The organism is Pseudomonas sp. 5.2, from assembly GCF_059025405.1.
In genome coordinates this window covers 79,146-105,064 of the sequence record NZ_JBYBHH010000013.1, presented here as the reverse complement: position 1 = coordinate 105,064, position 25,919 = coordinate 79,146, and the positions used below count along the sequence as shown (strand labels likewise).

General features: G+C 62.9%; 21 protein-coding genes. 18 read left to right on the top strand and 3 right to left on the bottom strand.

Annotated elements, in window-relative coordinates; all coding sequences use genetic code 11:
- Window positions 1–12 precede the first annotated feature (12 nt).
- From cycA to AC5PZ0_RS19630, 16 genes are all read left to right on the top strand, one after another.
- Complete coding sequence (cycA, locus tag AC5PZ0_RS19705; protein ID WP_493855562.1) at window positions 13–1,437, top strand: D-serine/D-alanine/glycine transporter; 1,425 nt, start codon at window positions 13–15, stop codon at window positions 1,435–1,437.
- Between the two features lie 82 nt (window positions 1,438–1,519).
- A complete protein-coding gene (gcsR, locus tag AC5PZ0_RS19700) occupies window positions 1,520–3,049 on the top strand; it encodes a transcriptional regulator GcsR (RefSeq protein WP_027596339.1) in 1,530 nt (509 codons plus the stop codon).
- Window positions 3,050–3,309: 260 nt separating this feature from the next.
- On the top strand, window positions 3,310–3,687 hold the full coding sequence (gene gcvH / locus AC5PZ0_RS19695) for a glycine cleavage system protein GcvH (protein WP_027596340.1): 378 nt from the start codon (window positions 3,310–3,312) through the stop codon (window positions 3,685–3,687).
- A gap of 14 nt (window positions 3,688–3,701) precedes the next feature.
- A complete protein-coding gene (gene gcvP / locus AC5PZ0_RS19690) occupies window positions 3,702–6,572 on the top strand; it encodes an aminomethyl-transferring glycine dehydrogenase (protein WP_493855561.1) in 2,871 nt (956 codons plus the stop codon).
- 60 nt (window positions 6,573–6,632) lie between these two features.
- Window positions 6,633–7,889, top strand: a complete 1,257-nt coding sequence (gene glyA, locus AC5PZ0_RS19685) for a serine hydroxymethyltransferase (RefSeq protein WP_493855560.1) — start codon at window positions 6,633–6,635, stop codon at window positions 7,887–7,889.
- 21 nt (window positions 7,890–7,910) lie between these two features.
- The gene (gcvT, locus tag AC5PZ0_RS19680; RefSeq protein WP_493855559.1) at window positions 7,911–9,035 is read left to right on the top strand and encodes a glycine cleavage system aminomethyltransferase GcvT; all 1,125 of its coding nucleotides are present in this window, start codon (window positions 7,911–7,913) and stop codon (window positions 9,033–9,035) included.
- A 24-nt stretch (window positions 9,036–9,059) separates the two neighbouring features.
- Window positions 9,060–10,037, top strand: coding sequence for a lipoyl synthase (gene lipA / locus AC5PZ0_RS19675; RefSeq protein WP_493855558.1), 978 nt, complete (start codon window positions 9,060–9,062; stop codon window positions 10,035–10,037).
- Window positions 10,038–10,729: 692 nt separating this feature from the next.
- Window positions 10,730–11,995: a cystathionine gamma-synthase family protein gene (locus AC5PZ0_RS19670; RefSeq protein WP_454243495.1), complete on the top strand. Its 1,266-nt coding sequence runs from the start codon at window positions 10,730–10,732 to the stop codon at window positions 11,993–11,995.
- Window positions 11,996–12,119: 124 nt separating this feature from the next.
- Window positions 12,120–13,559: an amino acid permease gene (locus AC5PZ0_RS19665; protein ID WP_027596346.1), complete on the top strand. Its 1,440-nt coding sequence runs from the start codon at window positions 12,120–12,122 to the stop codon at window positions 13,557–13,559.
- A gap of 49 nt (window positions 13,560–13,608) precedes the next feature.
- Window positions 13,609–14,499: a LysR substrate-binding domain-containing protein gene (locus AC5PZ0_RS19660; RefSeq protein WP_027596347.1), complete on the top strand. Its 891-nt coding sequence runs from the start codon at window positions 13,609–13,611 to the stop codon at window positions 14,497–14,499.
- Between the two features lie 15 nt (window positions 14,500–14,514).
- Entirely contained in the window at window positions 14,515–15,903 is a 1,389-nt protein-coding gene (gene thrC / locus AC5PZ0_RS19655; RefSeq protein WP_493855557.1) for a threonine synthase, read from the top strand.
- On the top strand, window positions 15,900–16,337 hold the full coding sequence (locus AC5PZ0_RS19650; protein WP_027596349.1) for an Lrp/AsnC family transcriptional regulator: 438 nt from the start codon (window positions 15,900–15,902) through the stop codon (window positions 16,335–16,337). The genes thrC and AC5PZ0_RS19650 overlap by 4 nt, the downstream gene beginning before the upstream one ends.
- A gap of 295 nt (window positions 16,338–16,632) precedes the next feature.
- Window positions 16,633–17,673 (top strand): homoserine dehydrogenase, encoded by a 1,041-nt coding sequence (locus tag AC5PZ0_RS19645; RefSeq protein ID WP_493855556.1) that lies wholly within the window; start codon window positions 16,633–16,635, stop codon window positions 17,671–17,673.
- Window positions 17,674–17,683: 10 nt separating this feature from the next.
- On the top strand, window positions 17,684–19,102 hold the full coding sequence (locus AC5PZ0_RS19640) for an aldehyde dehydrogenase family protein (RefSeq protein WP_265968240.1): 1,419 nt from the start codon (window positions 17,684–17,686) through the stop codon (window positions 19,100–19,102).
- A 186-nt stretch (window positions 19,103–19,288) separates the two neighbouring features.
- Complete coding sequence (gene solA, locus AC5PZ0_RS19635) at window positions 19,289–20,464, top strand: N-methyl-L-tryptophan oxidase (protein WP_493855555.1); 1,176 nt, start codon at window positions 19,289–19,291, stop codon at window positions 20,462–20,464.
- Complete coding sequence (locus AC5PZ0_RS19630) at window positions 20,461–21,240, top strand: MetQ/NlpA family ABC transporter substrate-binding protein (protein ID WP_493855554.1); 780 nt, start codon at window positions 20,461–20,463, stop codon at window positions 21,238–21,240. The genes solA and AC5PZ0_RS19630 overlap by 4 nt, the downstream gene beginning before the upstream one ends.
- Before the next feature lie 24 nt (window positions 21,241–21,264).
- Here AC5PZ0_RS19630 and AC5PZ0_RS19625 read toward each other — a convergent pair whose 3' ends face one another.
- Entirely contained in the window at window positions 21,265–21,672 is a 408-nt protein-coding gene (locus tag AC5PZ0_RS19625) for a c-type cytochrome (RefSeq protein ID WP_493855619.1), read from the bottom strand.
- Window positions 21,673–21,931: 259 nt separating this feature from the next.
- The gene (locus AC5PZ0_RS19620; protein ID WP_027596354.1) at window positions 21,932–22,180 is read right to left on the bottom strand and encodes a CsbD family protein; all 249 of its coding nucleotides are present in this window, start codon (window positions 22,178–22,180) and stop codon (window positions 21,932–21,934) included.
- 393 nt (window positions 22,181–22,573) lie between these two features.
- Between AC5PZ0_RS19620 and AC5PZ0_RS19615 the strand changes: the two genes are divergently transcribed.
- Both AC5PZ0_RS19615 and AC5PZ0_RS19610 read left to right on the top strand, forming a co-directional pair.
- Complete coding sequence (locus tag AC5PZ0_RS19615) at window positions 22,574–23,965, top strand: NAD(P)/FAD-dependent oxidoreductase (protein ID WP_202883856.1); 1,392 nt, start codon at window positions 22,574–22,576, stop codon at window positions 23,963–23,965.
- 81 nt (window positions 23,966–24,046) lie between these two features.
- Window positions 24,047–24,544: a RidA family protein gene (locus AC5PZ0_RS19610; RefSeq protein ID WP_033694339.1), complete on the top strand. Its 498-nt coding sequence runs from the start codon at window positions 24,047–24,049 to the stop codon at window positions 24,542–24,544.
- 57 nt (window positions 24,545–24,601) lie between these two features.
- Here the strand turns inward: AC5PZ0_RS19610 and AC5PZ0_RS19605 are convergent, their stop codons facing one another.
- Window positions 24,602–25,903 (bottom strand): MFS transporter, encoded by a 1,302-nt coding sequence (locus AC5PZ0_RS19605; RefSeq protein WP_493855553.1) that lies wholly within the window; start codon window positions 25,901–25,903, stop codon window positions 24,602–24,604.
- Window positions 25,904–25,919: the final 16 nt, after the last annotated feature.

Genomic DNA, 25,919 nt, shown 5'->3' with positions numbered 1-25,919 from the left:
AGGTAAATAACAATGAATAACCTGCCGCAGGGTCACTGTCCGCCTGAGGGTGACACCCACGAACTCAAACGTAACCTGTCCAACCGCCATATCCAGTTGATCGCCATCGGCGGCGCCATTGGCACGGGCCTGTTCATGGGCTCTGGCAAGACCATCAGCCTGGCTGGTCCGTCGATCATCTTCGTCTACATGATCATCGGCTTCATGCTGTTTTTCGTCATGCGGGCGATGGGCGAACTGTTGTTGTCCAACTTGCAGTACAAGTCATTCATCGACTTTTCGGCGGACCTGTTGGGCCCGTGGGCGGGGTTCTTTACTGGGTGGACCTACTGGTTCTGCTGGATCGTCACCGGTATTGCCGACGTTATCGCCATCTCCGCCTATTCGCAGTTCTGGTTCCCAGATATTCCCTTGTGGTTACCGGCACTGGCCTGCGTCGGTGTGTTGCTGTCGCTCAACCTGATGACGGTGAAGATGTTCGGTGAACTGGAATTCTGGTTCGCCATGATCAAGATCGTGGCCATCTGCGCCTTGGTCTGCACCGGGGTGTACATGGTGGCGGCAGCTTATCAGTCGCCCACCGGTAACGTCGCCTCGCTGGCTAACCTGTGGAACGACGACGGGATGTTCCCCCACGGCGCCATGGGTTTCTTCGCCGGCTTCCAGATTGCGGTGTTCGCCTTCGTCGGCATCGAACTGGTCGGCACCACCGCGGCCGAAACCAAGAACCCGGAACGCAACCTGCCACGGGCCATCAACTCCATCCCGCTGCGCATCATCGTCTTCTACGTGCTGGCGTTGATTGCCATCATGGCCGTGACCCCGTGGCGAGAAGTGGTGGCCAACAAGAGCCCCTTCGTCGAACTGTTCGTGCTGGCCGGGCTGCCTGCTGCAGCGGGGATCATCAACTTCGTGGTACTGACGTCTGCGGCGTCTTCGGCCAACAGTGGCGTGTTCTCGACCAGCCGCATGCTCTATGGCCTGGCGGTGGAGGGTGATGCACCGGGCCGGTTCAGCGCGTTGTCACGCCGTGCAGTGCCCTCCAACGGCTTGATCTTCTCCTGTATTTGCCTGACCGCTGGCGCCCTGGTGATCTACCTGGTGCCGAACATGCTCGACGCGTTCACGCTGATTACCACGGTGTCGGCCCTGCTGTTCATGTTCGTCTGGTCGATCATCCTGCTGTCGTACCTGGCGTACCGCAAACAGCGTGACCACCTGCACCGTGCGTCGAAATACAAGATGCCGGGCGGCACGATCATGTGCTGGGTCTGCTTGGTGTTCTTCGTTTTCATCCTCGGCCTGCTGGCCCTGGAGGCGGACACCCGCATGGCGTTGTTCGCCGTGCCCGTATGGTTTGCCGTGCTGGGCCTGTCCTACCGGTCCATTCGCCAGAAAAAACAGGAGCACGCCGCGTTGTCGCTCGAAGCGGAGTAACTGCCGCCTTCACGTTCTAACCAGGGGGACAGCGCCGGGTGCGCCGTCCCCCTGTTGTCGTTTCGCCAACCAGGGAATCACGATGAGAATCCACGTCACCTTCATCGACCGCGTCGGCATCACCCAGGAAATCCTGGCACTGCTAGGGGCGCGCAACCTCAACCTGGACGCGGTGGAAATGATCCCGCCCAACGTCTACATCGACGCCCCGGCGCTGTCACAGGCCGTGCTGGACGAGCTCTACGGTGCGCTGTTGCGCGTGGTGGGGGTGCAGGCGGTCGAGTTGGTCGACTTCCTGCCTGGCCACCGCCGGCGCCTGCAACTGGAGGCCCTGCTGGCGTCGATGAGTGACCCGGTGCTGGCGGTGGACCCCGGCGGCCATGTACTGCTGGCCAACCCCACCCTGGTCAACCTCATTGGCCGCGAGCCGGCCGGCGAGCCGTTGTCGCGGCTGTTTGCCGAGGCCGACTTGGCCCAAACCCTGATCGACAAGGGCTTTCGCCTGCCCATGTGCGAGGTCGGCTTCCAGGGCCAGGCATTGTTGCTGGAAGCCACGCCCATCAGCGGCGGTGCCGATGCCCTGGTGGGCGGCCTGCTTACCCTGTACCCGCCAAGCCGCATCGGCGAGCGCCTGGCGTCGTTGCTGCACGACCACACCGAAGGGCTGGAGGGGCTGCTGGGCGATTCCACGGCGCTGAAGGAACTCAAGGTGCGCCTGCACAAGGTGGCTGGCCTTGAGGCGCCGCTGCTGATCCAGGGCGAGACGGGCACCGGCAAGGAGTTGGTCGCCCGCGCCTGCCACGCCCTCAGTGCCCGGCGCGATGCGTCGTTCCTGGCCCTCAACTGCGCCGCCTTGCCCGAGAGCCTGGCCGAGAGCGAGCTGTTCGGCTACGCCGCTGGCGCATTCACCGGCGCCCAGCGCGGCGGCAAGCCCGGCCTGCTGGAGCTGGGCGATGGCGGCACGGTGTTTCTCGATGAAGTGGGGGAGATGTCGCCTTACCTGCAGGCCAAGCTGTTGCGCTTTCTCAATGACGGCAGCTTCCGCCGCGTCGGCGGTGGCGGTGAAGTGCGGGTGAATGTGCGGGTGGTCTGTGCCACCCACCGCAACCTCGAAAGCATGGTGGTCGAAGGCAGCTTCCGCGAAGACCTGTACTACCGCCTCAACGTGCTCAACCTCAAGGTGCCGCCCTTGCGCGAGCGAGGCAAGGACATCCTGCTGCTGGCCGAGTACTTCCTGCGCCAGGCCTGCGCGCAGATACAGCGCTCGCCCTGCCGGTTGGCGCTGGCGACCCATCCGCTGCTGCTGGGCAACCGCTGGGCGGGTAACGTGCGCCAGTTGCAGAACGTGATTTTCCGCGCCGCGGCCATCAGCGAAGGGGAGGTGATCGACTGCGACGACCTGGAGTTGGCCGGCACCGCCTTGAGCAGCCAGCAGGCCGACGTACACGAAATCATCAGCCTGGAAGCGGCCGTGCAGGGGTTCGAAAAATCCCTGCTGGAAAAGCTCTATGCAACCTATCCCTCGACCCGGCAACTGGCCGCACGCTTGCAGACGTCGCACACGGCCATCGGCCAGCGCTTGCGCAAATACGGCATTGCTACCCGGGCGTAGCACCCTGGTGTCAATGCGTTCCACTGGAGTGATTGCACTCCAGTTCGGCGAGGTCCCCGCGTTCATTGGCACGCCCCGGCACGCAGGCCTGCCGGGGCGATGCACTGGAGCTTATTCGTTCCGCCTGGGCCGACTGGATTGGCGCCGGCTTGTATCTCAAGCCATTGAAATAAAAGGATTTAATCAAGTTGGCATCGCCCTTGCTCTTGTAGTTTTCAGTCCTGTACCGGGACCTACCTGATAACAAGAGAGGAAGATCCATGAGCATGCTGCGTTTTACCCCCGAACACGAATGGCTGCGTCTGGAAGCGACTGGCGAACTGACTGTCGGCATCACCACCTATGCCCAGGAGGCGCTGGGGGACGTGGTGTTCGTGCAGTTGCCAGAGCCGGGCGAGTACGGCGAGGGCAATGAAGTCGCAGTGCTGGAGTCGGTGAAGGCCGCCAGCAACATCAGCATGCCCCTGAACGGTACGGTGGTGGCGGTCAACCAGGCCCTGGCCGACGACCCGGAACTGGTCAATGCCTCGCCGATGCAGGACGGCTGGTTCTTCCGTATCCAGGTGGCCAATCTCGCCGACCTCGACACCTTGATGGACCAGGACGGCTACGACCGCTTCCTGGCCGACAACGCCTGAGCCAGGGTATCGACATGCACAACGCACCGTTTCCATTGACCACGGATAATGAGTTCATCGCTCGCCACATTGGCCCGCGTGAGCACGATATCGAGGCGATGCTGGCGCTGACCGGCCATGGCTCCCTGCAGGCCCTGGTCGACAGCGTCATCCCAGGCAGCATCAAAGGCACCAGCGTGCTTGAACTGAGCAAAGGGCAGGGCGAGGCCGAGGCCCTGGCTGCGCTCAAGGCCATCGCCGCGAAGAACCAGCTGTTTCGCAACCACATCGGGCAAGGCTACTACCCGTGCCACACGCCGACGCCGATCTTGCGCAACCTGCTGGAAAACCCAGCCTGGTACACCGCCTACACGCCGTATCAACCAGAGATTTCCCAAGGCCGCCTGGAAGCGCTGCTCAATTTCCAGACCTTGGTCTGCGACCTCACCGGCATGCAGATCGCCAACGCCTCCTTGCTCGACGAGGCCACCGCTGCGGCAGAAGCCATGACCTTCTGCAAGCGCCTGGCAAAGAGCAAGGCACCGGCCTTTTTCGCGTCCCGCCACTGCCACCCGCAAACCCTCGACGTGCTGCGCACCCGTGCCCAGCCGCTGGGTATCGAGGTGGTCATCGGTGATGAAGCGGCACTGGAAGGCCAGGGCCTTGAGGCGTACTTCGGCCTGTTGCTGCAGTACCCGGCCAGCACTGGGGCTATCGCCGATCACCGGGCCCTGGTGCAACGCGCCCATGCCGTCGGCGCTTTGGTGGCGGTGGCCGCGGATCTTCTGGCGCTGACCCTGCTGACCCCGCCGGGCGAGTTCGATGCCGATGTGGTGCTGGGCAGCGCCCAGCGCTTTGGCGTGCCGCTGGGCTTTGGCGGCCCGCACGCGGCGTACTTCGCCACGCGCGATGCGTTCAAACGCGACATGCCCGGCCGCCTGGTCGGTGTCTCCATCGACCGCTTTGGCAAGCCGGCGCTGCGCCTGGCCATGCAGACCCGCGAGCAACACATCCGCCGCGAGAAAGCGACCAGCAACATCTGCACCGCGCAGGTGCTGCTGGCCAACATCGCCAGCATGTACGCGGTGTACCACGGCCCTCAAGGCCTGGCGCAGATCGCCCAGCGTGTGCACCGGTTAACGGCAGTGCTGGTGCAAGGGCTGCTGCAGCTCGGGCACGCAGTGGAACAAGCGCACTTCTTCGATACCGTCAGCGTGGTCACTGCCAGGCCTGCGGCCGATGTGCTGGCTGCTGCCCAAGGGGCCGGCCTGAACCTGCGCCCGATCGACGCCCAGCGGGTCGGCCTGTCACTGGATGAAACCTGCGAGCAGGCCAGTGTCGAGGCCTTGTGGCAGGTGTTCGCCGCCCCGGGCCAGGCGCTTCCGGCCTTCGTCGCCCTGGCAGAGGGCTGTGGCGATTGCCTACCGGTGCAGCTGCTGCGCGAAAGCCCGTTCCTGCAGCACCCGGTGTTCAACCGCTACCATTCTGAAACAGCACTGATGCGCTACCTGCGCAGCTTGGCCGACAAGGACCTGGCGCTGGACCGCACCATGATCGCGCTGGGCTCGTGCACCATGAAGCTCAACGCCGCCAGCGAGATGATCCCGATCACCTGGCCCGAGTTCGCCAACCTGCACCCGTTCGCCCCGGCCGAACAGTCGCTCGGCTATCGGCAACTGACGGACGAACTGCAGGCGATGCTCTGCGAGGCCACCGGCTATGACGCGATGTCGCTGCAGCCCAACGCCGGCTCGCAAGGGGAATACGCAGGCCTGCTGGCCATCCGCGCTTACCACGCCAGCCGTGGTGAAGCGGACCGTGATGTTTGCCTGATCCCTTCGTCCGCCCACGGCACCAACCCGGCCACGGCGCAGATGGCCGGCCTGCGCGTGGTGGTGGTCAATTGCGATGAGCGCGGCAACGTCGATGTGGCCGACCTGCAAGCCAAGGCCGAGCAGCACCGGGCGCAACTGGCCGCGCTGATGATCACTTACCCCTCGACCCACGGGGTGTTCGAAGAGGGCATCACCCGCATCTGCGACATCATCCATGCGCACGGCGGCCAGGTGTATCTGGACGGTGCCAACATGAACGCCATGGTCGGCCTCTGCGCGCCGGGCAAGTTCGGCGGCGACGTGTCGCACCTCAACCTGCACAAAACCTTCTGCATCCCGCACGGCGGTGGTGGCCCCGGTGTCGGCCCGATCGGGGTCAAGGCGCACCTGGCGCCGTTCCTGCCTGGCCACGCACACCTGGAACATAAACAAGGTGCCGTCTGCGCAGCGCCTTATGGCAGTGCGAGCATCCTGCCGATTACCTGGATGTATATCCGCATGATGGGTGGCGAAGGGCTCAAGCGTGCCTCGCAGCTGGCGATTCTGAGTGCCAACTACATTGCCCGGCGCCTGGAGGAGCACTACCCGGTGCTGTACACCGGCGAGAATGGCCTGGTCGCCCACGAATGCATCCTCGACCTGCGCCCGCTCAAGGACAGCAGCGGCATCAGCGTCGAGGACGTGGCCAAGCGCCTGATCGATTTCGGCTTCCATGCCCCGACCATGTCGTTCCCGGTGGCTGGCACGCTGATGGTCGAGCCGACCGAGAGCGAGTCCAAGGAAGAGCTGGACCGCTTCTGCGAGGCGATGATCTGCATCCGCGAGGAAATCCGCGCCGTGGAAAATGGCACCTTCGACGCGCTCGACAACCCGCTGAAAAACGCCCCACACACCGCCAGCGAACTCGTGGGCGAATGGCCCCATCGCTACGGCCGGGAGCTGGCGGTGTACCCGTTGCAAACGCTGCGCGAGAACAAGTACTGGCCGCCGGTGGGGCGCGTGGACAACGTCTACGGTGACCGCAACCTGGCTTGTGCCTGCCCGCCCATGTCGGTCTACCAGGACGCCTGACTGCCCAGGCCCGGACCCCGTCCGGGCCTGGCCTGCCCCCAACAATAAGGAAGCACCCACATGTTCCATAAAAGCCTCACCCTGTCCGACTTCGACCCTGCGCTGCAGGAGGCCATCAGCCGCGAAGTACAACGCCAGGAAGACCACATCGAGCTGATCGCCTCGGAAAACTACACCAGCCCGCAAGTGATGCAGGCCCAGGGCACCGAGCTGACCAACAAGTACGCCGAAGGCTACCCAGGCAAGCGTTACTACGGGGGGTGTGAGCACGTCGATGTGGTTGAACAGTTGGCCATCGAGCGCGCCAAGCAGCTGTTCGGTGCCGACTACGCCAACGTCCAGCCGCACTCGGGTTCCTCGGCCAACAGCGCGGTGTACCTGGCTTTGCTGCAGGCTGGTGACACCCTCCTGGGCATGAGCCTGGCCCACGGCGGCCACCTGACCCACGGCGCTAAAGTGTCGTCCTCGGGCAAGCTGTACAACGCGGTTCAATACGGCATCGACACCAAGACCGGCCTGATCGACTACGACGAAGTCGAGCGCCTGGCGGTCGAGCACACGCCGAAAATGATCGTCGCTGGCTTCTCGGCCTACTCCAAGACCCTCGACTTCCCGCGCTTCCGCGCCATCGCCGACAAGGTCGGTGCGCTGCTGTTCGTCGACATGGCCCACGTTGCCGGCCTGGTTGCTGCGGGCCTGTACCCGAACCCGATCCCGTTCGCCGACGTGGTCACCACCACCACCCACAAGACCCTGCGCGGCCCACGTGGCGGTTTGATCCTGGCCAAGTCCAACCCAGAGATCGAGAAAAAGCTCAACGCTGCCGTGTTCCCCGGCGCCCAGGGTGGCCCGCTGATGCACGTCATCGCCGCCAAGGCCGTGTGCTTCAAGGAAGCGCTGGAGCCAGGCTTCAAGGCCTACCAGCAACAAGTGATCGAAAACGCCCAGGCCATGGCCCAGGTATTTATCGACCGCGGCTACGACGTGGTTTCCGGCGGCACTGACAACCACCTGTTCCTGGTCAGCCTGATCCGTCAGGGCCTCACCGGTAAAGATGCCGACGCCGCCCTGGGCCGCGCGCACATCACCGTCAACAAGAACGCCGTACCGAACGACCCGCAGTCGCCGTTCGTTACCTCGGGCCTGCGCATCGGCACCCCGGCGGTCACCACCCGTGGCTTCAAGGTGGCTGAATGCGTGGCCCTGGCCGGCTGGGTCTGCGACATCCTCGACCACCTTGGCGATGCCGATGTCGAGGCCCAGGTGGCCGCGTCGGTGGCCAGGCTGTGCGCGGAATATCCGGTCTATCGCGCCTGAATCGACTACGGGGAATCGTTCATGTCCACAGAACAACTCAAACAAACACCACTGCATGACCTGCACCTGAAACTCGGCGCGCGCATGGTGCCCTTTGCCGGCTACGCCATGCCGGTGCAATACCCGCTGGGGGTGCTCAAGGAGCACCTGCATACCCGCGAGCAGGCCGGCCTGTTCGACGTTTCGCACATGGGGCAGATTCGCCTGCGCGGCGCCGGCGCTGCCAAGGCATTGGAGGCGCTGGTGCCGGTCGACATCCTCGACCTGCCGGTGGGCATGCAGCGTTATGCGCTGTTCACCAACGACGACGGCGGCATCCTCGACGACCTGATGGTGGCCAACCTGGGCGGTGACGAACTGTTGCTGGTGGTTAACGCTGGCTGCAAGGACCAGGACCTGCTGCACCTCAAGCAGCATCTGGAAGGGCAGTGCGAGGTCGAATCGCTGTTCGAAAGCCACGCCTTGCTGGCCCTGCAGGGGCCTGCGGCGGCCAAGGTGCTGGGGCGCCTGGCGTCCCAGGTCAGCGCCATGACCTTCATGCAGTTCGCCCGTGTGAAGCTGCTGGGTGTTGACTGCTACGTCAGCCGCTCGGGTTATACCGGTGAGGATGGCTTCGAGATCTCGGTGCCGGCCGAGGCGGCGGCAATGCTCGCCCGCACGCTGCTGGGCGAGCCTGAGGTCGAGGCCATCGGCCTGGGCGCCCGCGATTCGCTGCGCCTGGAGGCCGGGCTGTGCCTGTACGGCCATGACATGGACGCGCGCAGCACTCCGATCGAGGCCAGCCTGACCTGGGCCATCTCCAAGGCTCGACGTGCCGAGGGCGTGCGGGCCGGCGGTTTTCCGGGGGCCGAACGCCTCTTTGCCCAGCAACGCGAGGGCGTGGCCAGTAAACGGGTGGGCTTGATGCCCAAAGCGCGTGTACCGGTGCGCGAAGGGGCGCTGATCGTCGATGCCAACGACCAGGAAGTCGGCCGCGTCACCAGCGGCGGTTTCGGCCCCAGCCTGGGCGGGCCGTTGGCGATGGGGTACGTGCACAGTGCGCACGCGGCATTGGAAACCGAAGTCTTCGCCTTGGTGCGAGGCAAGCGGGTGCCGATGCAGGTGGTACGCACACCCTTTGTGGCTCAACGTTATTACCGTGGCTGAAGCCTTGATTGCCGGAGCATGAACATGAACCAGACCCTGCCTGCCGCCACGCGTCCGCAGCCCCTGCAAGCCGGTGTGAAACTGCGCGGCGCCGACAAAGTGGCGCGCATCCCGGTGAAGATCCTGCCCACCGAGGAGGTGCCGCGCAAACCTGACTGGATTCGCGTGGGCATTGCCACGTCACCCGAGGTCGCACGGGTCAAGGCGCTGCTGCGCAAGCACAAGCTGCACAGTGTTTGCGAAGAAGCCTCATGCCCAAACCTGGGCGAGTGCTTCTCCGGTGGCACGGCGACCTTCATGATCATGGGTGATATCTGCACCCGCCGTTGCCCATTCTGCGACGTCGGCCACGGGCGGCCGAAACCGCTGGATGCCGATGAGCCGAAGAACCTGGCGATTGCCATTGCCGACCTGCGCCTGAAGTACGTGGTGATCACCTCGGTGGACCGCGATGACCTGCGCGACGGCGGCGCCCAGCACTTCGTCGACTGCCTGCGTGAAATCCGCACGCTGTCGCCGGGCGTCAAGCTGGAGACCCTGGTGCCGGACTACCGCGGGCGCATGGACGTGGCCCTGGCCATCACCGCGCAGGAGCCGCCGGACGTGTTCAACCACAACCTGGAAACCGTGCCGCGCCTGTACAAGGCGGCACGGCCGGGCTCGGACTTCGAGTGGTCGCTGGACCTGCTGGAGAATTTCAAACGCCGTGTGCCCAGCGTACCGACCAAATCCGGGCTGATGCTGGGCCTGGGTGAAACCGATGAAGAAGTGATCGAGGTGATGCAGCGCATGCGCGAGCACCAGGTCGACATGCTGACCCTGGGGCAATACCTGCAACCGTCGCGCAGCCACCTGCCGGTGCAGCGCTTCGTGCACCCGGACACCTTCGCCTGGTTTGCCGAACGGGCCTTGGCGATGGGCTTCAAGAGCGTGGCGTCCGGGCCGCTGGTGCGCTCCTCCTACCATGCCGACCAGCAAGCGCTGCAGGCCCATGTGCAATAGCGCTGCGCCCCCAATCTGTGTAGGAGCAGCCTTGCGCTGCGAAGAGGCCGGTGAAAACACAACAATGTTCATTGCTATCACCGGCCTCTTCGCAGCACAAGGCTGCTCCTACCGGGTAATGCGTAAACCCCGAATGGCTTGCCCGGCGCAGGCGGCTTGGCAAACCATTAAAGTTTGTCGCAAACCACAGGTCACGTGCAGTGGCGGGGCATCCCAAATCTGTGTAGGAGCAGCCTTGCGCTGCGAAGAGGCCGGTGAAAACACAACAATATTGGTTGCTATCACCGGCCTCTTCGCAGCACAAGGCTGCTCCTACCGGGTAATGCATAAACCCTGAATGGCTTGCCCTGCCCAGGCAGCTTGGTAAGCCATTAAAGATTGTCGCAAACCGCAGGTCACGTGCAGTGGCGCTGCGCCCCAAATCTGGGTAGGAGCAGCCTTGCGCTGCGAAGAGGCCGGTGAAAACACAACAATGTTGGTTGCTTTCACCGGCCTCTTCGCAGCACAAGGCTGCTCCCACCGGGTAATGCTTAAAACCCGGATGGCTTGCCCGGCGCAGGCGGCTTGGTAAGCCATTAAAATAAGCGCCCCTTAGGGCCCAATTGCATCGTTTTTCATGGGCGCAGGTGCGCTCTATAGTCCTCGCAGACCAGTCGAAACACCGCCGTGTTTCATCGATGCGAGACAATGACATGAATAACCAAGCAAAGGTCGCTAACGGCGTGCAGCCGGGTATCGGGACGCGGGTGGTGTGGGAGGGGGAACAAGTCGAGCACCCCTTCAATGCTACCCAGACCCCGATCATCGCCAGTGCCGCCTACGGCTACCAGGATATCGACGCCTGGTACGACATCGCGCTGGGCAAACAGCCGGGCTTCATCTACAGCCGCATGAGCAACCCGACGGTTGCGGTCCTCGAGGACAAACTCTGCGCACTGGAACACGCCGAGTCGGCCGTGGCCTTCAGCACCGGGATGGCGGCCATCAGCGGTGTGCTGCATACCTTCCTGTGCAATGGCAAACGCGTGGTCTCGACCCGCGACAGCTACGGCGGCACCAACAAGATTTTCGAAGAATTCCTGCCCCGTCAGGGCGTCGAGGTGACGCTGTGCGACACCCTCGACACCGACGCCATGGAGCGTGAAATCGCCCGGGGTTGCGATGTGGTCTACCTGGAGACCCCGAGCAACCCGACGCTGAAAATCCTCGACATCCGCCGCTTGGTGGCCGCAGCAAAGCGTGTGGGCGCCTTGGTCGTTGCCGACAACACCTTCGCCACGCCGCTGAACCAGAACCCGCTGCTGCTGGGCGTCGATGTGGTAGTGCACAGTGCGACCAAGTTCCTTTCCGGCCATGGCGATGTGCTGGGTGGGGTGGTCTGCGGCAGCGAAGCCTTGATGGCGCAGGTGCGTCACTACCGCGAAATCAACGGCGCTTCACTGGACCCGTTTTCCGCGTACTTGATCATTCGCGGCATCAAGACCCTGGCGCTGCGCCTGCGCCAACAGCAGGCCAGCGCCCAGGCTCTGGCTGAGTACCTGTGCAGCGAGCCGTTGGTCGAGTCGGTCAACTACCCCGGGTTGCCTGGGCACCCGGGCCACGCGATCGCCAGTGCGCAGATGCGCGGCTTTGGCGCCATCGTCAGTTTCGTGCTGGTGGGCGGGATGGACACCGTCGTCAAGTTGCTGCCCAAGCTGCGCTACGCCCACCGCGCCGGCAACCTGGGTGCAGTGGAAACCATCTACGGGCCGGCACGGACAACCAGCCACGTGGAAAACACCCTGGAAGAGCGCCAGGCACTGGGCATCTCAGAAGGCCTGGTGCGGGTGTCGGTCGGCATCGAGGATACCGCCGACCTGCTGGAAGACCTGCGCCAGGCGTTCGCCGCTGTGCAGGTCGAACGCGCGCAGGGGCAGGGCAGCGACACCTGTGGCCGGCACGTCGAAGTGTCCACCTGAGGCGTCGGGCACGCCCTTCATGATTCATGAAAGCCATAACAATAACAGCCGCTGACACAGCGACGGTGGCGGCCTCAGGGTCGCCTGCCGGCTGCTGTGCCAGCCACTTCATGAGAACTCAACTATGTCCACCGAACACTCAAACGCGGCGTCGGGCCACCCGGCCGGGTACAAGAAAGAGATGCACACGCGCCATATCGTCATGCTGGCGCTGGGCGGCGTGATCGGCACTGGCCTGTTTCTGACGTCAGGCTACACGGTCAACCAGGCCGGGCCCTTGGGCGCGGTCATCGCCTATATCGTCGGCGCGGTCATGGTCTACCTGGTGATGGTCTGCCTGGGTGAACTCGCGGTGCAGATGCCCGAAACCGGCTCGTTCAGCAGTTATGCAACCCGCTATTTGGGGCCTGGCACCGGGTACACGGTGGCCTGGCTGTACTGGTTGACCTGGACGGTGGCGATCGGCTCGGAGTTCACCGCGGCGGGTATCCTGATGGTGCGCTGGTTCCCCGACACGCCGGTGTGGATCTGGAGTGCGTTGTTCGCGATCACGGTACTGGTCAGCAACGTGGTGTCGGTACGCCTGTTTGCCGAGACCGAATTCTGGCTGTCGCTGGTCAAGGTGCTGACGGTGATCGCCTTCATCGCCATCGGCGGGGCGGCGATTTTTGGCCTGCTCGATGTGCAGCACGTGCAGGGCATCGGGCTGTCCAACTTCACCCGCGAAGGCTTGTTCCCGACCGGCTTGCTGCCGATCGCAATGACGTTGCTGGCGGTGTCGTTCGCCTTCTCCGGCACCGAACTCATCGGCATTGCCGCCGGTGAGGCAAAAGACCCACAGGACAGCGTGCCCAAGGCAATACGTACTACGGTAGTACGATTGGCGCTGTTCTTCGTCGGCACCATCATCGTCCTGGCCACCTTGCTGCCGCGTGAACAGGCAGGCCTGGTCGAAAGCCCGTTCGTCATGGTCTTCGACCTGATCGGCATTCCGTACTCGGCAGACATCATGAACTTCGTGATCCTCACCGCGCTGCTGTCGGCCGCCAACTCCGGGTTGTACGCGGCCTCGCGGATGCTGTGGACGCTCAGTGACCAGGGACATATGCCCAAGTGCTTCGCCCGCCTGTCGCCACGCGGCACGCCGGTCAACGCCATCATGCTGAGCATGGCCGGCGCCGCGGCGTCGTTGCTCAGCAGCGTGCTGGCGCCAGACACGGTGTACTTGGCGCTGGTGTCGATTTCCGGCCTGGCGGTGGTGGTGGTGTGGATGAGCATCGCCGCCAGCCAGATGGCCTTCCGCCGGCACTATGTGGCCAATGGCGGCCGGGTCGAAGACCTGCACTTCAGGGTGCGCGGCTACCCGTGGGTGCCGCTGGGCGCGATTGCCTGTTGCGTGCTGGCGTGTGTCGGCATTGCCTTCGACCCGGAGCAGCGTGTTGCCCTGTATTTCGGTATCCCGTTCATTGCCTGGTGCTACTTCGTCTACTGGGTAACCCGCAACAAACGTGCACAGCGCCTGGCGGCTGCGGCATCGGCAGGCGCGGGTGTTGGCGCGACCTGAACAAACCGGTTCATGATGCACGGATTCAACTGTGAACGAGGTCGTGTCGATGAAGCAAAAATCCCTGCCGCCGCTCAACTGGCTGCGGTCGTTCGAAGTGTCGGCACGCGCCTTGAACTTTACCCACGCGGCGGAGGAACTGCACCTGACCCAAGGCGCGGTAAGCCAGCAGATTCGGCAACTCGAAAGCCACCTGGGCGTGGCCTTGTTCAAGCGCTTGCCCAGGGGCCTGGGCCTCACCGAAGAAGGGCAGTCGTACCTGCCGGTGGTGCAGGATGCGATCAGCCGCCTGGCGGTGGGCACCAACGAGATTTTCGGCCAGCACAAGCGCGGCCCCGTGAAGGTGCGTGGCAGCCTGTCGTTTCTGCAGTACTGGCTTGCCCCGCGGCTGCCGGACTTCAGCCGCCAGCACCCGCACATCGATATCCGCTACATCAGCAACCTCTGGGTCAAGGCGCCCGATGGCGAGGACGACCTGGAAGTGCGCTGGGGCAATGGCGAATGGCCCGGCCTGCATGCCCAACGCTTGACCTGGGACGTGTTGGTGCCGGTGTGTTCGCCGGCACTGATGGCGCGCTCGGCCATTCGCGAACCACGCGACCTCAGGCACCACCCGCTGCTGCATGTGCTGGGCTATGAGGAGGGCTGGGGGTATTGGCTCAAGCGGGTGGGCGCGGACGATGTCGATTATTCGCGCGGGCTGCAGTTCGACACCTTGGTGTCCACCATCCGCATGGCCGAGCTGGGGCAGGGGGTGGCGCTGGCGCGGTCCTCGGTGGTCGAGGACCTGCTCAGGGACGGCCAACTGGTCGCGCCGTTCAGCCAGCGCATCGAAGCGAGCGAGTCGTTTTACCTGGTACGCGAGCAGGGCCGCCCATTGCCGCCCGATGCCGCGCTGTTTTCTTCCTGGCTGGTGGCACACGCGCACCGGCCTTTGTAACCCTGTGGAGTTTTCATGCACTACGTAAGTACCCGCAACGGTGATGTACGGGCGGACTTCCGTGAGGTGGTGCTGTCGGGGCCTGCCGCTGATGGCGGGCTGTATGTGCCAGCACACTTGCCGGTGATCAGCCCGGAGGAGATCGCCAGTTGGTCATGGCTGCCGTTCGATGAGCTGGTCTGGCGGGTGATCGCGCCCTTCGTCGGCGATGCCATCGATGATCAAGCATTACGTGCGCTGCTCAGCGACAGCTACAAGACCTTCAGCCATCGTGCCATCACGCCGCTGCAGCAGATTGGCCATAACGAATGGATCCTGCAGCTGTTTCATGGCCCTACCCATACCTCAAAGGACTTTGCCGCACAGCTTCAGGCGCGGCTGGTCAGCCACTTTCTCGAGCAGTCGGGCGAAGCGGCGTTGGTGGTTGGTGCCACCAATGGCGATACCGGCATTGCCGCCATCCAAGCCTTCGCTTCCAGGCCGAAGGTGCGCCTGGCGATTCTCTACCCCCGCAACGAGATCCCGGCAGACCGCCTGGCCGCCTTGCAGGCGGGTGACCCTGCCAGTGTTCAGCTGATACCCGTCGATGGCAGTTTCGATGACTGCCAGACCCTGGTGGCGCGGCTGTTCCGTGCCTGGCCGCTGGAAGGGTTGATACCGGTGTGTTTCAACTCCACCAACTGGGTCGGGGTACTTGCCCAGATCGTGTTCTACTTCCACGCGGCGCTGCAACTGGGGGGCGGCACCCGCCCGGTCGGGTTCAGTGTGCCCGCAGCGAGTTTCGCAGAGATCTACGCCGGCTTCATTGCGCAGAAAATGGGCCTGCCGATCAACCAGGTGATCGTGTCGACCAACAGCAACGATGCCCTCCACCGGTTTCTGCACCGCAATCGCTACGCGCCGCACGCCAGTCAGCGCACATTGTCACCGGCCATGGACTTCTCGCTCTATTCGAACCTGGAGCGCTTCATCTGGGAGCTGTACGGGCGCAGTGGCAGCAGCGTTGCGGCACTGATGGCGCAGTTCGAGGCTTGCGGTGAATTAAGCATCGGCAATGCGCAATGGCTTCAGGCGCGGGTGTTGTTCGACTCTTATGCGGTGGATGAGGCCGAGGTGCGCAGCGAAGTCATCAAGCTGCGCACGCAAGCCGCAGCGCTGGTCGACCCGCACACGGCTGTCGGCGCGCTGGCCGGCCGCATGCATCGACGCAGCCTGGGCGCACCGATGGTGACCCTGGGCCAGATTGCGCCGGCCAAGTCGGCTGCGCTGTTGGCGCAGTTGGGCGTGTGGGAGGGTGAGCTTGCACCGCAGCCCGTGGTGCAAGACGGGTCGCCAGCCTTGTGCAGAGGGGACCTTGATGGCTTGTGCCAGGCCCTGCTGGCAGCGCAGTCGAGGCCGGCATGAAACGCATCCTCGACCCGCTGGACGAGCGCATTCTTGCCGAATTGACTGCCAATGCGCGGATCGCCCATGCCGAACTTGGGGCCAAGGTCAACCTCTCGCGCAATGCGGTGCGCCAGCGTATCGAACGGCTTGAGCGCGATGGCGCGATACAGGGCTACACCGTTCGGCTGGGGGATTCCCGCCGCCCTTCATCGTTGATCAGCGCGGCGATTTTCGTCTATCGCTACGACCGCATGCGCGGTGACGACGTGCTGGCCAAATTGCGCACTCTCCCTGAAGTGATCCAGTGCGAAGTGCTCAGTGGCGAGTTCGACTTGATGCTGAGGGTTGCTGCGGCGACCCCGGAACGGGTCCACGCCGTCTGGAAAGAAATCGCCGGCATGCCGGGTGTTGAAAACACCGTTACCTCGTTTGTTCTCTCCGCTGTCTTCTAACCCCCATTCTCCCCTGCGCGTGCCCCTTTCTGTAGGGGCGGCCTTTTGTCGCGAAAGGGCTGCAGAGCAGCCCCCACAATTCAGGCGGCGATGCTGAAACCTGGGGGGCGTTCTGCGACCCTTTCGCGACACAAGGCCGCTCCGACAGGGAACGCGAGCTACCTGTGGCATCCGTAAAGTGGCCATTTCGCGTGTGGGCAGAACGCCCAATAAATACGGCACTTTGGCCTATTCAACTGCCCGTAACCGGCTCGTACGCTAGGCCCATCAAACAACAGCAAAAAGGAATGCCTTCGTGACTGAATACAACATTGCCCTGGTCGGTTTTGGCGGTGTCAACAGAGGCCTGGCCCAGTTGATCGCAACGCATAATGACAGCTGGCAGGCCACCCTCGGCTTCAGCCTGAAGATCGTCGGCGTCACCGACCTGTTCCTCGGTTCGGTGGTCGACCGCAATGGCCTGGACGCTGCCGCGCTGGCAGCCTTGCCCGCCGAAAAGGGCGCGCTCGCCCTGATTGCAGGGGGCACTGCCGAGGCGTTCAACGAGACCGTCATCAAGCAGTCCGGCGCGGACATCATCGCTGAGGCTACCTTCACCAACCCGGTCGATGGCGAGCCGGCGGCCACCTTCTGCCGCTGGGCGCTGGAGAGTGGCATCCATGTGGTGACCACCAACAAGGGGCCGATTGCATTGCACGGCGCTGAACTGAAGGCGCTGGCGCGCCGCCACAATGTCGCGTTCGAATACGAAGGCGCGGTTATGAGCGGCACCCCGGTGATCCGCCTGGCCAAGCAGGCCCTGGCAGGTTCGCAGATTCAAGGCTTCGAAGGCATTCTGAACGGCACCTCCAACTACGTGCTGACCCGCATGAAAGACGGCATGTCGTTCGCGGATGCGGTGGCCCAGGCGCAGCAACTGGGGTACGCAGAGGCCGACCCGACGGCAGATGTCGAAGGTTATGACGTGCGCCTGAAGGTGGTGATCCTGGCCAACGAGTTGCTGGATGCGCGCTTGAGCGTCAGCGACGTGGTGTGCTCGGGCATCAGCGGCATCAGTGCGTCGGATATCGTCAAGGCGCAGGCCACGGGCCAGTGCTGGAAACTGATCGGCGCTGCCAGCAAGGGCGCTGACGGCACGGTGTCCGCGAGTGTCGAAGCGCGTTTGTTGCCGCTCGATCATCCGCTTGCCGGCATCAATGGCGCGGTCAATGCGGTGTCGTTCAACAGTGGGCTGCTGGGGGCGGTCACGGTGTCCGGGCCGGGCGCAGGGCGTATCGAAACTGCCTATGCCTTGCTCTCCGACATCATCGCCCTGCACACCACCCCGCGTCAGTAACGGAGCCTTTATGAGCGTATCTCGCATGGCCAGTGTTCACGCTGTAGCGCCGAGCCACATCGACGTATTCAGCCCCTTCGACGGCCGTCTGGTGGGGCGTGTGCCCAATCTGGACGCCACGGCCGTGCCCGCCTTGCTGGCACGCGCACGGGCGGGGTGCCTTGAAAGTGCAGCGATGCCCCGGCACCGTCGCGCGCGCATTCTTGAAGAAGCGGCGCGGTTGGTCGAAGCCGATGCGGCTGCGTTCGCCAACTTGATCGTGGCCGAAGCCGGTAAAACCCTGCGTCAGGCCCAGAAGGAAGTGAAGCGCTGTGTGAACACGCTGAAGCTGTCCGCCGAAGAAGCCCGGCGCAATGCCGGGGAGGTGGTGCCGTTCGAAGCCTATGAAGGGTCCGAAGCCCGCCAAGGCTGGTTCAGCCGCGAACCGCTGGGCCTGATTGTCGCAATCACGCCCTACAACGACCCGCTGAACCTGGTGGCGCACAAGCTGGGCCCGGCGATTGCCGGGGGCAATGCGGTGATCCTAAAACCGTCTGAGCTGGCGCCGTTGTCGGCGTTGAAACTGGTCGATTGCCTGGTGCAGGCCGGGCTTGGCGAAAACGTGGTGACCACGGCAACCGGTGGTGTCGAACTGGGCAAGGCGCTGGTCGAGTTGCGTGAGGTGCGCATGATTTCGTTCACCGGCGGTTTTGCCACCGGCGAATCGATCGCCCGCAGCGCAGGGCTCAAAAAGCTCGCCATGGACCTGGGCGGCAATGCGCCTGTACTGGTGCTGGAGGACTGTGACCTGGGGCCGACCGTGGAGTCCTGTGTCTCTGGGGCCTTCTGGGCGGCGGGGCAGAACTGCATCGGCACGCAACGGATTCTGGTGCAGCGCGCGGTGTACGAAGCCTTCCGCGAGCAGTTCGTCGCGCAATCCAAGGCTTTGCAGCTGGGTGACCCCGCCAGCCCGGACACGGATGTCGGCCCGATGGTTACCGAGCAGGCGGCCCGCCGTACCGAGCAACTGGTGGAAGAAGCGCTGGGGCAGGGGGCGACGCTGCTTTGCGGTCATCGCCGACAAGGTGCTCTGTACGCACCTACGGTACTGGAAACGGTCAGCCACGACAGCCGTATCTGGCTGCAGGAAGTGTTCGCCCCCGTAGTAATCCTGGAGCCGTTCGACACCCTCGACCAGGCCGTTGCCCTGGCCAATGCCCCGGAATACAGCCTGCATGCAGGGGTATTCACCCGAGACCTGTCGACGGCGCTGAAGCTGGCGCGGCGGATCGAGGCCGGTGGCGTGATGATCAACGACTCCTCCGATTACCGCTTCGACGCCATGCCGTTTGGGGGCTTCAAGTACGGCAGCCTGGGCCGCGAAGGGGTGCGGTTTGCCTATGAGGACATGACCCAGCCCAAGGTGGTGTGCATCAACCACCTGGATTGAAGGCACCAGGGTCAAGAATTGATTCAGGTGAGGCCTATGGGAGCCGGCAAGCCGGCTCCTGAAAGTCTGGACCCGCTCTGGCTCAGGCCTTCCAGAGAACACATAGGCATAACGATATACCCTTTAATTCTTTGTCTCCCGAGCCCGCCTGCTTTCAACTAGCGCCTTTTTGAGCGAGCGCTGCCCGTGGAGCACTGTGAAGTCATCGTCATCGGTCTGGGCGCCATGGGCGCCGCCACCTTGTATCAGTTGGCCAAGGCGGGTGTCGATGTGGTCGGTATCGACCGCTATCATCCCCCGCATACCCTTGGCTCAAGCCACGGCGATACACGCATCACCCGGCTTTCTGTAGGCGAGGGCGCGCAGTATGTGCCCATCGTCAAACGGGCCCAGCAGCTCTGGCGAGAACTGGAAGCGCTGTCCGGCGAGTCGTTGTTCGAACAGTCTGGCCTGCTCGCACTGACGTCCAGCCCCGACTTCGACCCCGACGATAAAAGCGACTTCACCCTGCGCACCATCGGGTTGGCCAAGGCCTATGGCATCGAACACGAAGTGCTCGATGCCAAGCAAATCCGCCAGCGCTTCCCACAATTCGCACACGTGCGCGATGACGCGATCGGCTACTTCGAGCCCGGTGGCGGTTTCGTGCGCCCCGAGCGCTGCATCGAGGTGCAGTTGCGCCTGGCAGAGCAGCACGGCGCCACATTGCACACTGGCGAAACGGTGACCGGTATCAGTTCGGATGAGCACGGCGTCACGGTTACCACCAACCTGCGCACGGTCAAGGCCGGCAAGCTGGTGTTCAGCGCCGGTAACTGGGCGGGCGGGTTGTTGGGTGAGCCCTTCGACCGGTTGCTGAGTGTCTACCGGCAAATGCTGTTCTGGTTTGAGCTTGAGCCGGGTGCAGGCCTGGAGGGCGCATCGCCCACGTTCATCCTCACCCATGGGCGCGGCGACAACAACATCAACTACGGCTTCCCTGCGCAGCCCGGCGAGGGCAGCTTGAAAATTGCCACGGCCCAGTACCACACGGCTTCACAGCCCGACTTGCTGGACCGCAGTGTGTCTGCCGAACAAGCTCGCGCAATGTACGAGCAGCAAGTGCAAGGCCGTATTGCCGGGGTTACCGACAAAGTCCTCAAGTCGGCCGTGTGCGCTTACACCGTCACCCCGGACAGGCACTTCATCATCGACCAACACCCCACGCTCAAGCACACCCTGGTGGTGTCGGCCTGTTCTGGCCACGGTTTCAAACACTCGGCTGCCTTGGGCGAAGCCTTTGCACAGTGGTGTACCCGCGGCTCCACCGACCTTGACCTGTCCTCTTTCACCCTCAAACGATTCGAAGGAACACTCTCGTGAAGCGCATTGCACTTTCGCTTGCCCTGCTGGCGGCCACCCTCGGTACTGCACAGGCCGAAACGCTCAAGATCGCCGTGGTGCCCGTGCCTCACGCCGAAATCCTCGAGTTCCTCAAGCCCGAATTGGCCAAGCAGGGGGTGGAGCTCGAGGTAAAGGTGTTCACTGACTACATCCAGCCAGACCGCCAGGTTGACGAGGGCCGACTAGACGCCAACTACTTCCAGAGCAAGCCTTACTACGAGGCGTACCAGAAAGACCGCCCGAGCAGCGATCAGGTACCGGTCGTGGCTGTGCACATCGAACCGTTCGGTGCCTATTCCAGCAAGATCAAATCGGTCGCCGAGCTGCAGGACGGCGCCACCGTCGCGATCCCCAACGACCCCACCAACTCCGGGAGGGCGCTGCTTTTGATCGCCAAGCAGGGGCTGATCACCATCAAGGACCCGAGCAACATCATGGCAACCGCCGCCGACATCACCAGCAACCCCAAGCACCTGAAGTTCAAGGAGCTTGAAGCCGCCATGCTGCCGCGCGTACTGGGCCAGGTAGACATGGCGCTGATCAACGCCAACTACGCGCTGGAGGCCAAGCTGGTACCGCACAGGGATGCGCTGTTTATCGAAAGTGCTGAGTCGCCGTATGCCAACTACCTGTATGTGCGCCGGGACAAGGCCAACGACCCTGCGGTGCAAAAGCTGGGGGCGTTGCTGAACTCGCCGCAGGTGAAGGCGTTCATCCTCGATCGCTATCACGGTGATGTGGTGCCGGCGTTTTAAGTACGCTAGCCGGTGCGCTCAAGATCAACGGGTTCTTGAAATAACACCCGTCATGTATTGATTCAGATCGCGAAAATCCTGAACGCTCCAGGCGTGCGGCGGGATTTTCACACCGTTCTCCTGCAGCGTCTTTGGAATCAAGTTTCCATTTGGCCGAAGTATCACTGACGCCACAATAACGCCTGGGTAGTCGTTCAGGCGTTTCTTGAAGGCAGCCGTTGTAAGGTCAGGTGTGGGAGGGTTGCTTTTAGTGGCTAACGCCCCGGTTCCCTTGATATCTGCTCCGTGGCATACCGCACATCTTTGCAGGAAAAGGGTTTTACCATTGGCGTTTTCTGCGAAGGCGTGGGGTAGTTGCGTGAGCGAGAAAACCCCTAGTAAAACGAAGAGCAGTTTTTTTGATGCCAGCTGGTATTTTTGTTGAGCAAGCATCCCACAGTGGTCCGACATTCTTTCTTCCTTGGGTTTCAGTCAGTTAGGGCCTAGGGGACCGCTGCGCGGCCCATCGCAGCGGTTCGGCGCCCCGACAAGCCAGCTCCTACAGGTTAGCGCGACTCACAAGAAATACGCGATCCCTGTAGGAGCTGGCTTGTCGGGGCGCCGAACCGCTGCGATGGGCTGCGCAGCAGCCCCAATTACCCCCGATAACGCCTAAAACTGACTGGCATTAAGGGCCCGTGATCTCTCATGCTCAACGCCGCAACAGGCGGCTCAGAACTAACGTGATGGCTGCACCAATGGCCAGCGCTGCGATGGGCTTCTCTTTCACAAAAGTAGAAACGTTATTCAATGCGTCACCGTAGCTTTTAGTGAGTTGGCCAGCGACCTGGCGCCCATCACCCTCAGCTTCCAGGGCAGGGTCGTCAATCAGCCGACCCACCGCGCTTTGTGCTTTACCGGTTACCTGCTCTGCAACACCTTCAATCTGTTCACGTTTCATAAATGATCGAACCTTTCTAGTGAGTGGCAATGGTCTTGCTGCTCAGGCTTAGGGCGCAGGGTTAACCAATTAGTTCAAAGAAGGTGTGGCCGGCTAATTGCCAACGTGTGGACAGCGCCACTTACGCAGTCGTCACGTCGCCATATCAACTATTTATGTCCTTTGTGTGAAAGTTACGAAATACATGAACTAAGTATTTGCCCCCAGCGATTCCTCCCGCAGTGCAGCATCACCAGAATAGCCGCCCTCAATTTGAACCGTCAGCCTCACACAATGGCCGCATAGTTGGCCAGGTGGGCTGTCGGCCTTGCATGCGCCCGTTGTTCGGGCTGATGTAACCGATACTGAATGCTAGGAAAGGAAAGTGTCATGGGAATGACCAGGCGTAAGTTTTTGATTGGCGGCGGCGTTGTGGCAGCTGCGGCAGGTGCGGGGATTCTTACCCCTATGCTGACGCGCGAGGGTCGGTTGATCCCCGGCAAACCGCGGTTCGGTTTTGTCGAAGGCACCGAGGGTGTGCTGCCCAAGCAAGCAGACGTGGTCGTCATCGGCGCGGGCATTCTCGGTCTTACCACCGCGATCAACCTGGTCGAGCGTGGCCTGTCGGTCGTCATCGTTGAGAAAGGTGATATTGCCGGCGAGCAGTCCTGCCGGTTCTATGGCCAGGTCATGACCTACAAGATGCCGGATGCGACCTTCCAGTTGCACCACCTTGCCAAGCAACGCTGGCGCGAAATGAATGCCAAGGTTGGTGCTGACACCAGCTACCGCACCCAAGGCCGTGTCGAAGTGCCTTTCGATGAAGAGGACCTGGAAGGCGTCAGAAAGTGGATCGACCTCAAAACCCGTGAGGTTGGCTCCGACATCCCCTTCAAGACCCGCATCATTCAAGGCACTGAACTTGAGCAGCGCCTGCGCGGTGCCTCGTCCAGCTGGAAGATCGCAGGCTTCGAGGAAGACTCGGGCAGCCTGGACGCCGAGCGTGCCTCGTACGTTATGGCCGAGTACGCCAAGAAAATGGGCGTGCGCATCTACACCCACTGCGCCGCGCGTGGGCTGGAAACCCAAGCAGGTGCCATCTCCGACGTGGTGACCGAGAAGGGCGCCATCAAGACCTCTCGCGTCGTCGTGGCCGGCGGTGCCTGGTCCAGGCTGTTCATGCAGAACCTGGGGGTCGATGTACCGACCTTGCCTGCCTACCAGTCCCAGCAGATCATCAGCGCGGCACCTCGCGCACCGGGCGGTAACGTTGCGTTGCCAGGGAACATCTACTTCCGCGAGCAGGCTGACGGCACCTACGCCACCTCGCCGCGCGTCGTGGTTGCGCCGGTGGTCAAAGAGTCCTTCATGTATGGCTACAAGTACCTGCCACTGCTGGCCATCCCGGACTTCCCGGTTCACGTCTCGCTCAACAAGCAGTTGATCGATTCGTTCCTTCAGCCAACCAGCTGGAAGCTGGATGAAGTGTCGCCGTTCGAGAAAAACAGGCTGATGACGGCGGCCCCTGACCTTCCAGAGCTCAATGCCTCGCTGGCAAAACTCAAGGTCGAATTCCCAGCCTTCGCCGAGTCGAAACTGATCGATCAGTGGAGCGGCGCCATGGCGATCGCCCCGGACGAAAACCCGATCATCTCGACCGTCAAAGAGTACTCTGGCCTGGTCATCAACACCGCGACCGGTTGGGGCATGACAGAAAGCCCGGTGTCTTCCGAATTGACGGCCGACCTGCTGCTGGGCAAAGCCCCAGTGCTGGACCCAACACCGTTTAGCCTGTATCGATTCTAAACCCCGCTACGACAATGGAATGACCGTGCATGCCTCGTCGAGGCGTGCACATCACCCGTGGTAATCAACTAGGAGAAACACATGAAGGTCGCTTTCAAGACCGTTGCTGCATTGGCCCTGACAATTGCTGGTGCCGGGAGCGTTCATGCACAGGATGTCGTGCGCCACAGCGCAGGCAGTTTCCCCATTTCGGCAGCTGTCGAAGTACCCGCAGGCAAGACCGTCGTTTACCTGAGCGGCTCCGTTCCGTCGGCTATTCACCCAGAGGCAGCCAAGGATTCGCTGGAATCCTTCGGTGATACCAAAGCACAAACCATCAATGTGCTGGAGAACATCCAGAAGCAGCTCAAAGACCTCGGTCTGGGCCTGAAGGATGTGGTGAAGATGCAGGTATTCCTGGTAGGCGGCCCGGAGAACGGCGGCAAGATGGACTTCGACGGCTTCATGGCCGGCTACACCCAGTTCTTCGGCCCAGACGCCAAGCAGCCAGTCCTGCCTGCACGTTCCGCGTTCCAGATTGCAGGCTTGGCTCACCCAGCCTGGCGTGTTGAGATCGAAGTGACTGCAGTTCGTCCCTGAGAGGGATAGTTGCTGAAGGCTGGCGCGGCCTAGCCACGCCTGCCTGCGTACCTCGCCTCAGCGTGGGTTGACCACCGCAGCCGAGGTACGCAGCACCAGCAGCGCCCCCAAGGCGATCACCAGCGACAACAGGTACAGCGCCAGGCTGGCACTTTGCGTGTTATCGCGCATCCAGCCGATCAGGTAAGGCGCCACGAAAGCGGCGACACTGCCCAGCGAGCTGATCAGCGCCAGCCCCGGCGCCAGTATCGGGCCGGCCAGATAGGCGGGTGGCAACTGCCAGAACATCGGCAATGCGCTGCTGGCGCCCATGCCGGCAATGGCCAGGCCGGCCATGACCCATAGCGGTGACTGCGGCTGCAGGCCGGTCAGGGTCAAGCCCAACGCGCACATCAGAATCGGCACGCACAAGTGCCAGCGCCGCTCTTTGTGGTGGTCGGAAGAACGCCCCACGGCAATCATGAAGAAGCAGCCCGCCAGATAGGGCAGGGCACTGAGCAGGCCAACCTGGCTGTCGTGGGCAACCCCCGAACCGTGGATCAGCGTCGGCATCCAGAAGGCCAGGGTGTTGACCGCCAGCATGACCGCGAAATAGATCGCCACCAGCAGCCAGACCTGGCCATTGGCAAAGATGCCGCGCCAGGAACTGATCTGTTTGCGCGCTTCTTCGCCGGCCAGCGTTTGCCGCAACGCCTGCTTCTGCGCGTCGCTGAGCCAGCGTGCGTCTTCGATGCGGTCGTCGAGCCGCGCCAGTATCACCAGGCCCAGCGCCACGACTGGCAGGCCTTCGATCAGGAACATCCACTGCCAGCCGCGCAGCCCGGCGGTGTCTTGCATGTGTTCGAGGATCCAGCCCGATACCGGGCCGCCGACTACGCCGGCCATAGGCACCGCCAGGGTGAACAGGGCCGTGATCGACGCCCTGCGCCCAGCCGGGAACCAGCGGTACAGGTAGACCAGAATGCCCGGGAAGAAACCGGCTTCGGCCACCCCGAGGCCGAAACGCAGGGCATAGAAACCCTGGGCACTTTCAATTAGCAGCATGGCACTGGAGAGCAGCCCCCAGGTCACCATCATCAGGGCGATCCAGCGCCGCGGGCCGAGCTTGTCGAGCACCAGGTTGGCCGGCACGCCAAACATCGCATAAGCGACGAAGAACAGCCCGGCCCCCAGGCCGTACACGGTGTCGGAGAATTGCAGGTCGTTGCTCATCTGCAGTTTGGCGAAGCCGATGTTAATGCGGTCCAGGTGGGCGAACACGTAGCTGATCAGCAGCAGCGGCATGATCCGCCAACTGACCTGGCGGTGGGTGCTGGCAGTGCTCTGCGTGTGTTGCAGAGTCTCGAAGGTCTGGCTCATGGAAGTACCTCGAAGG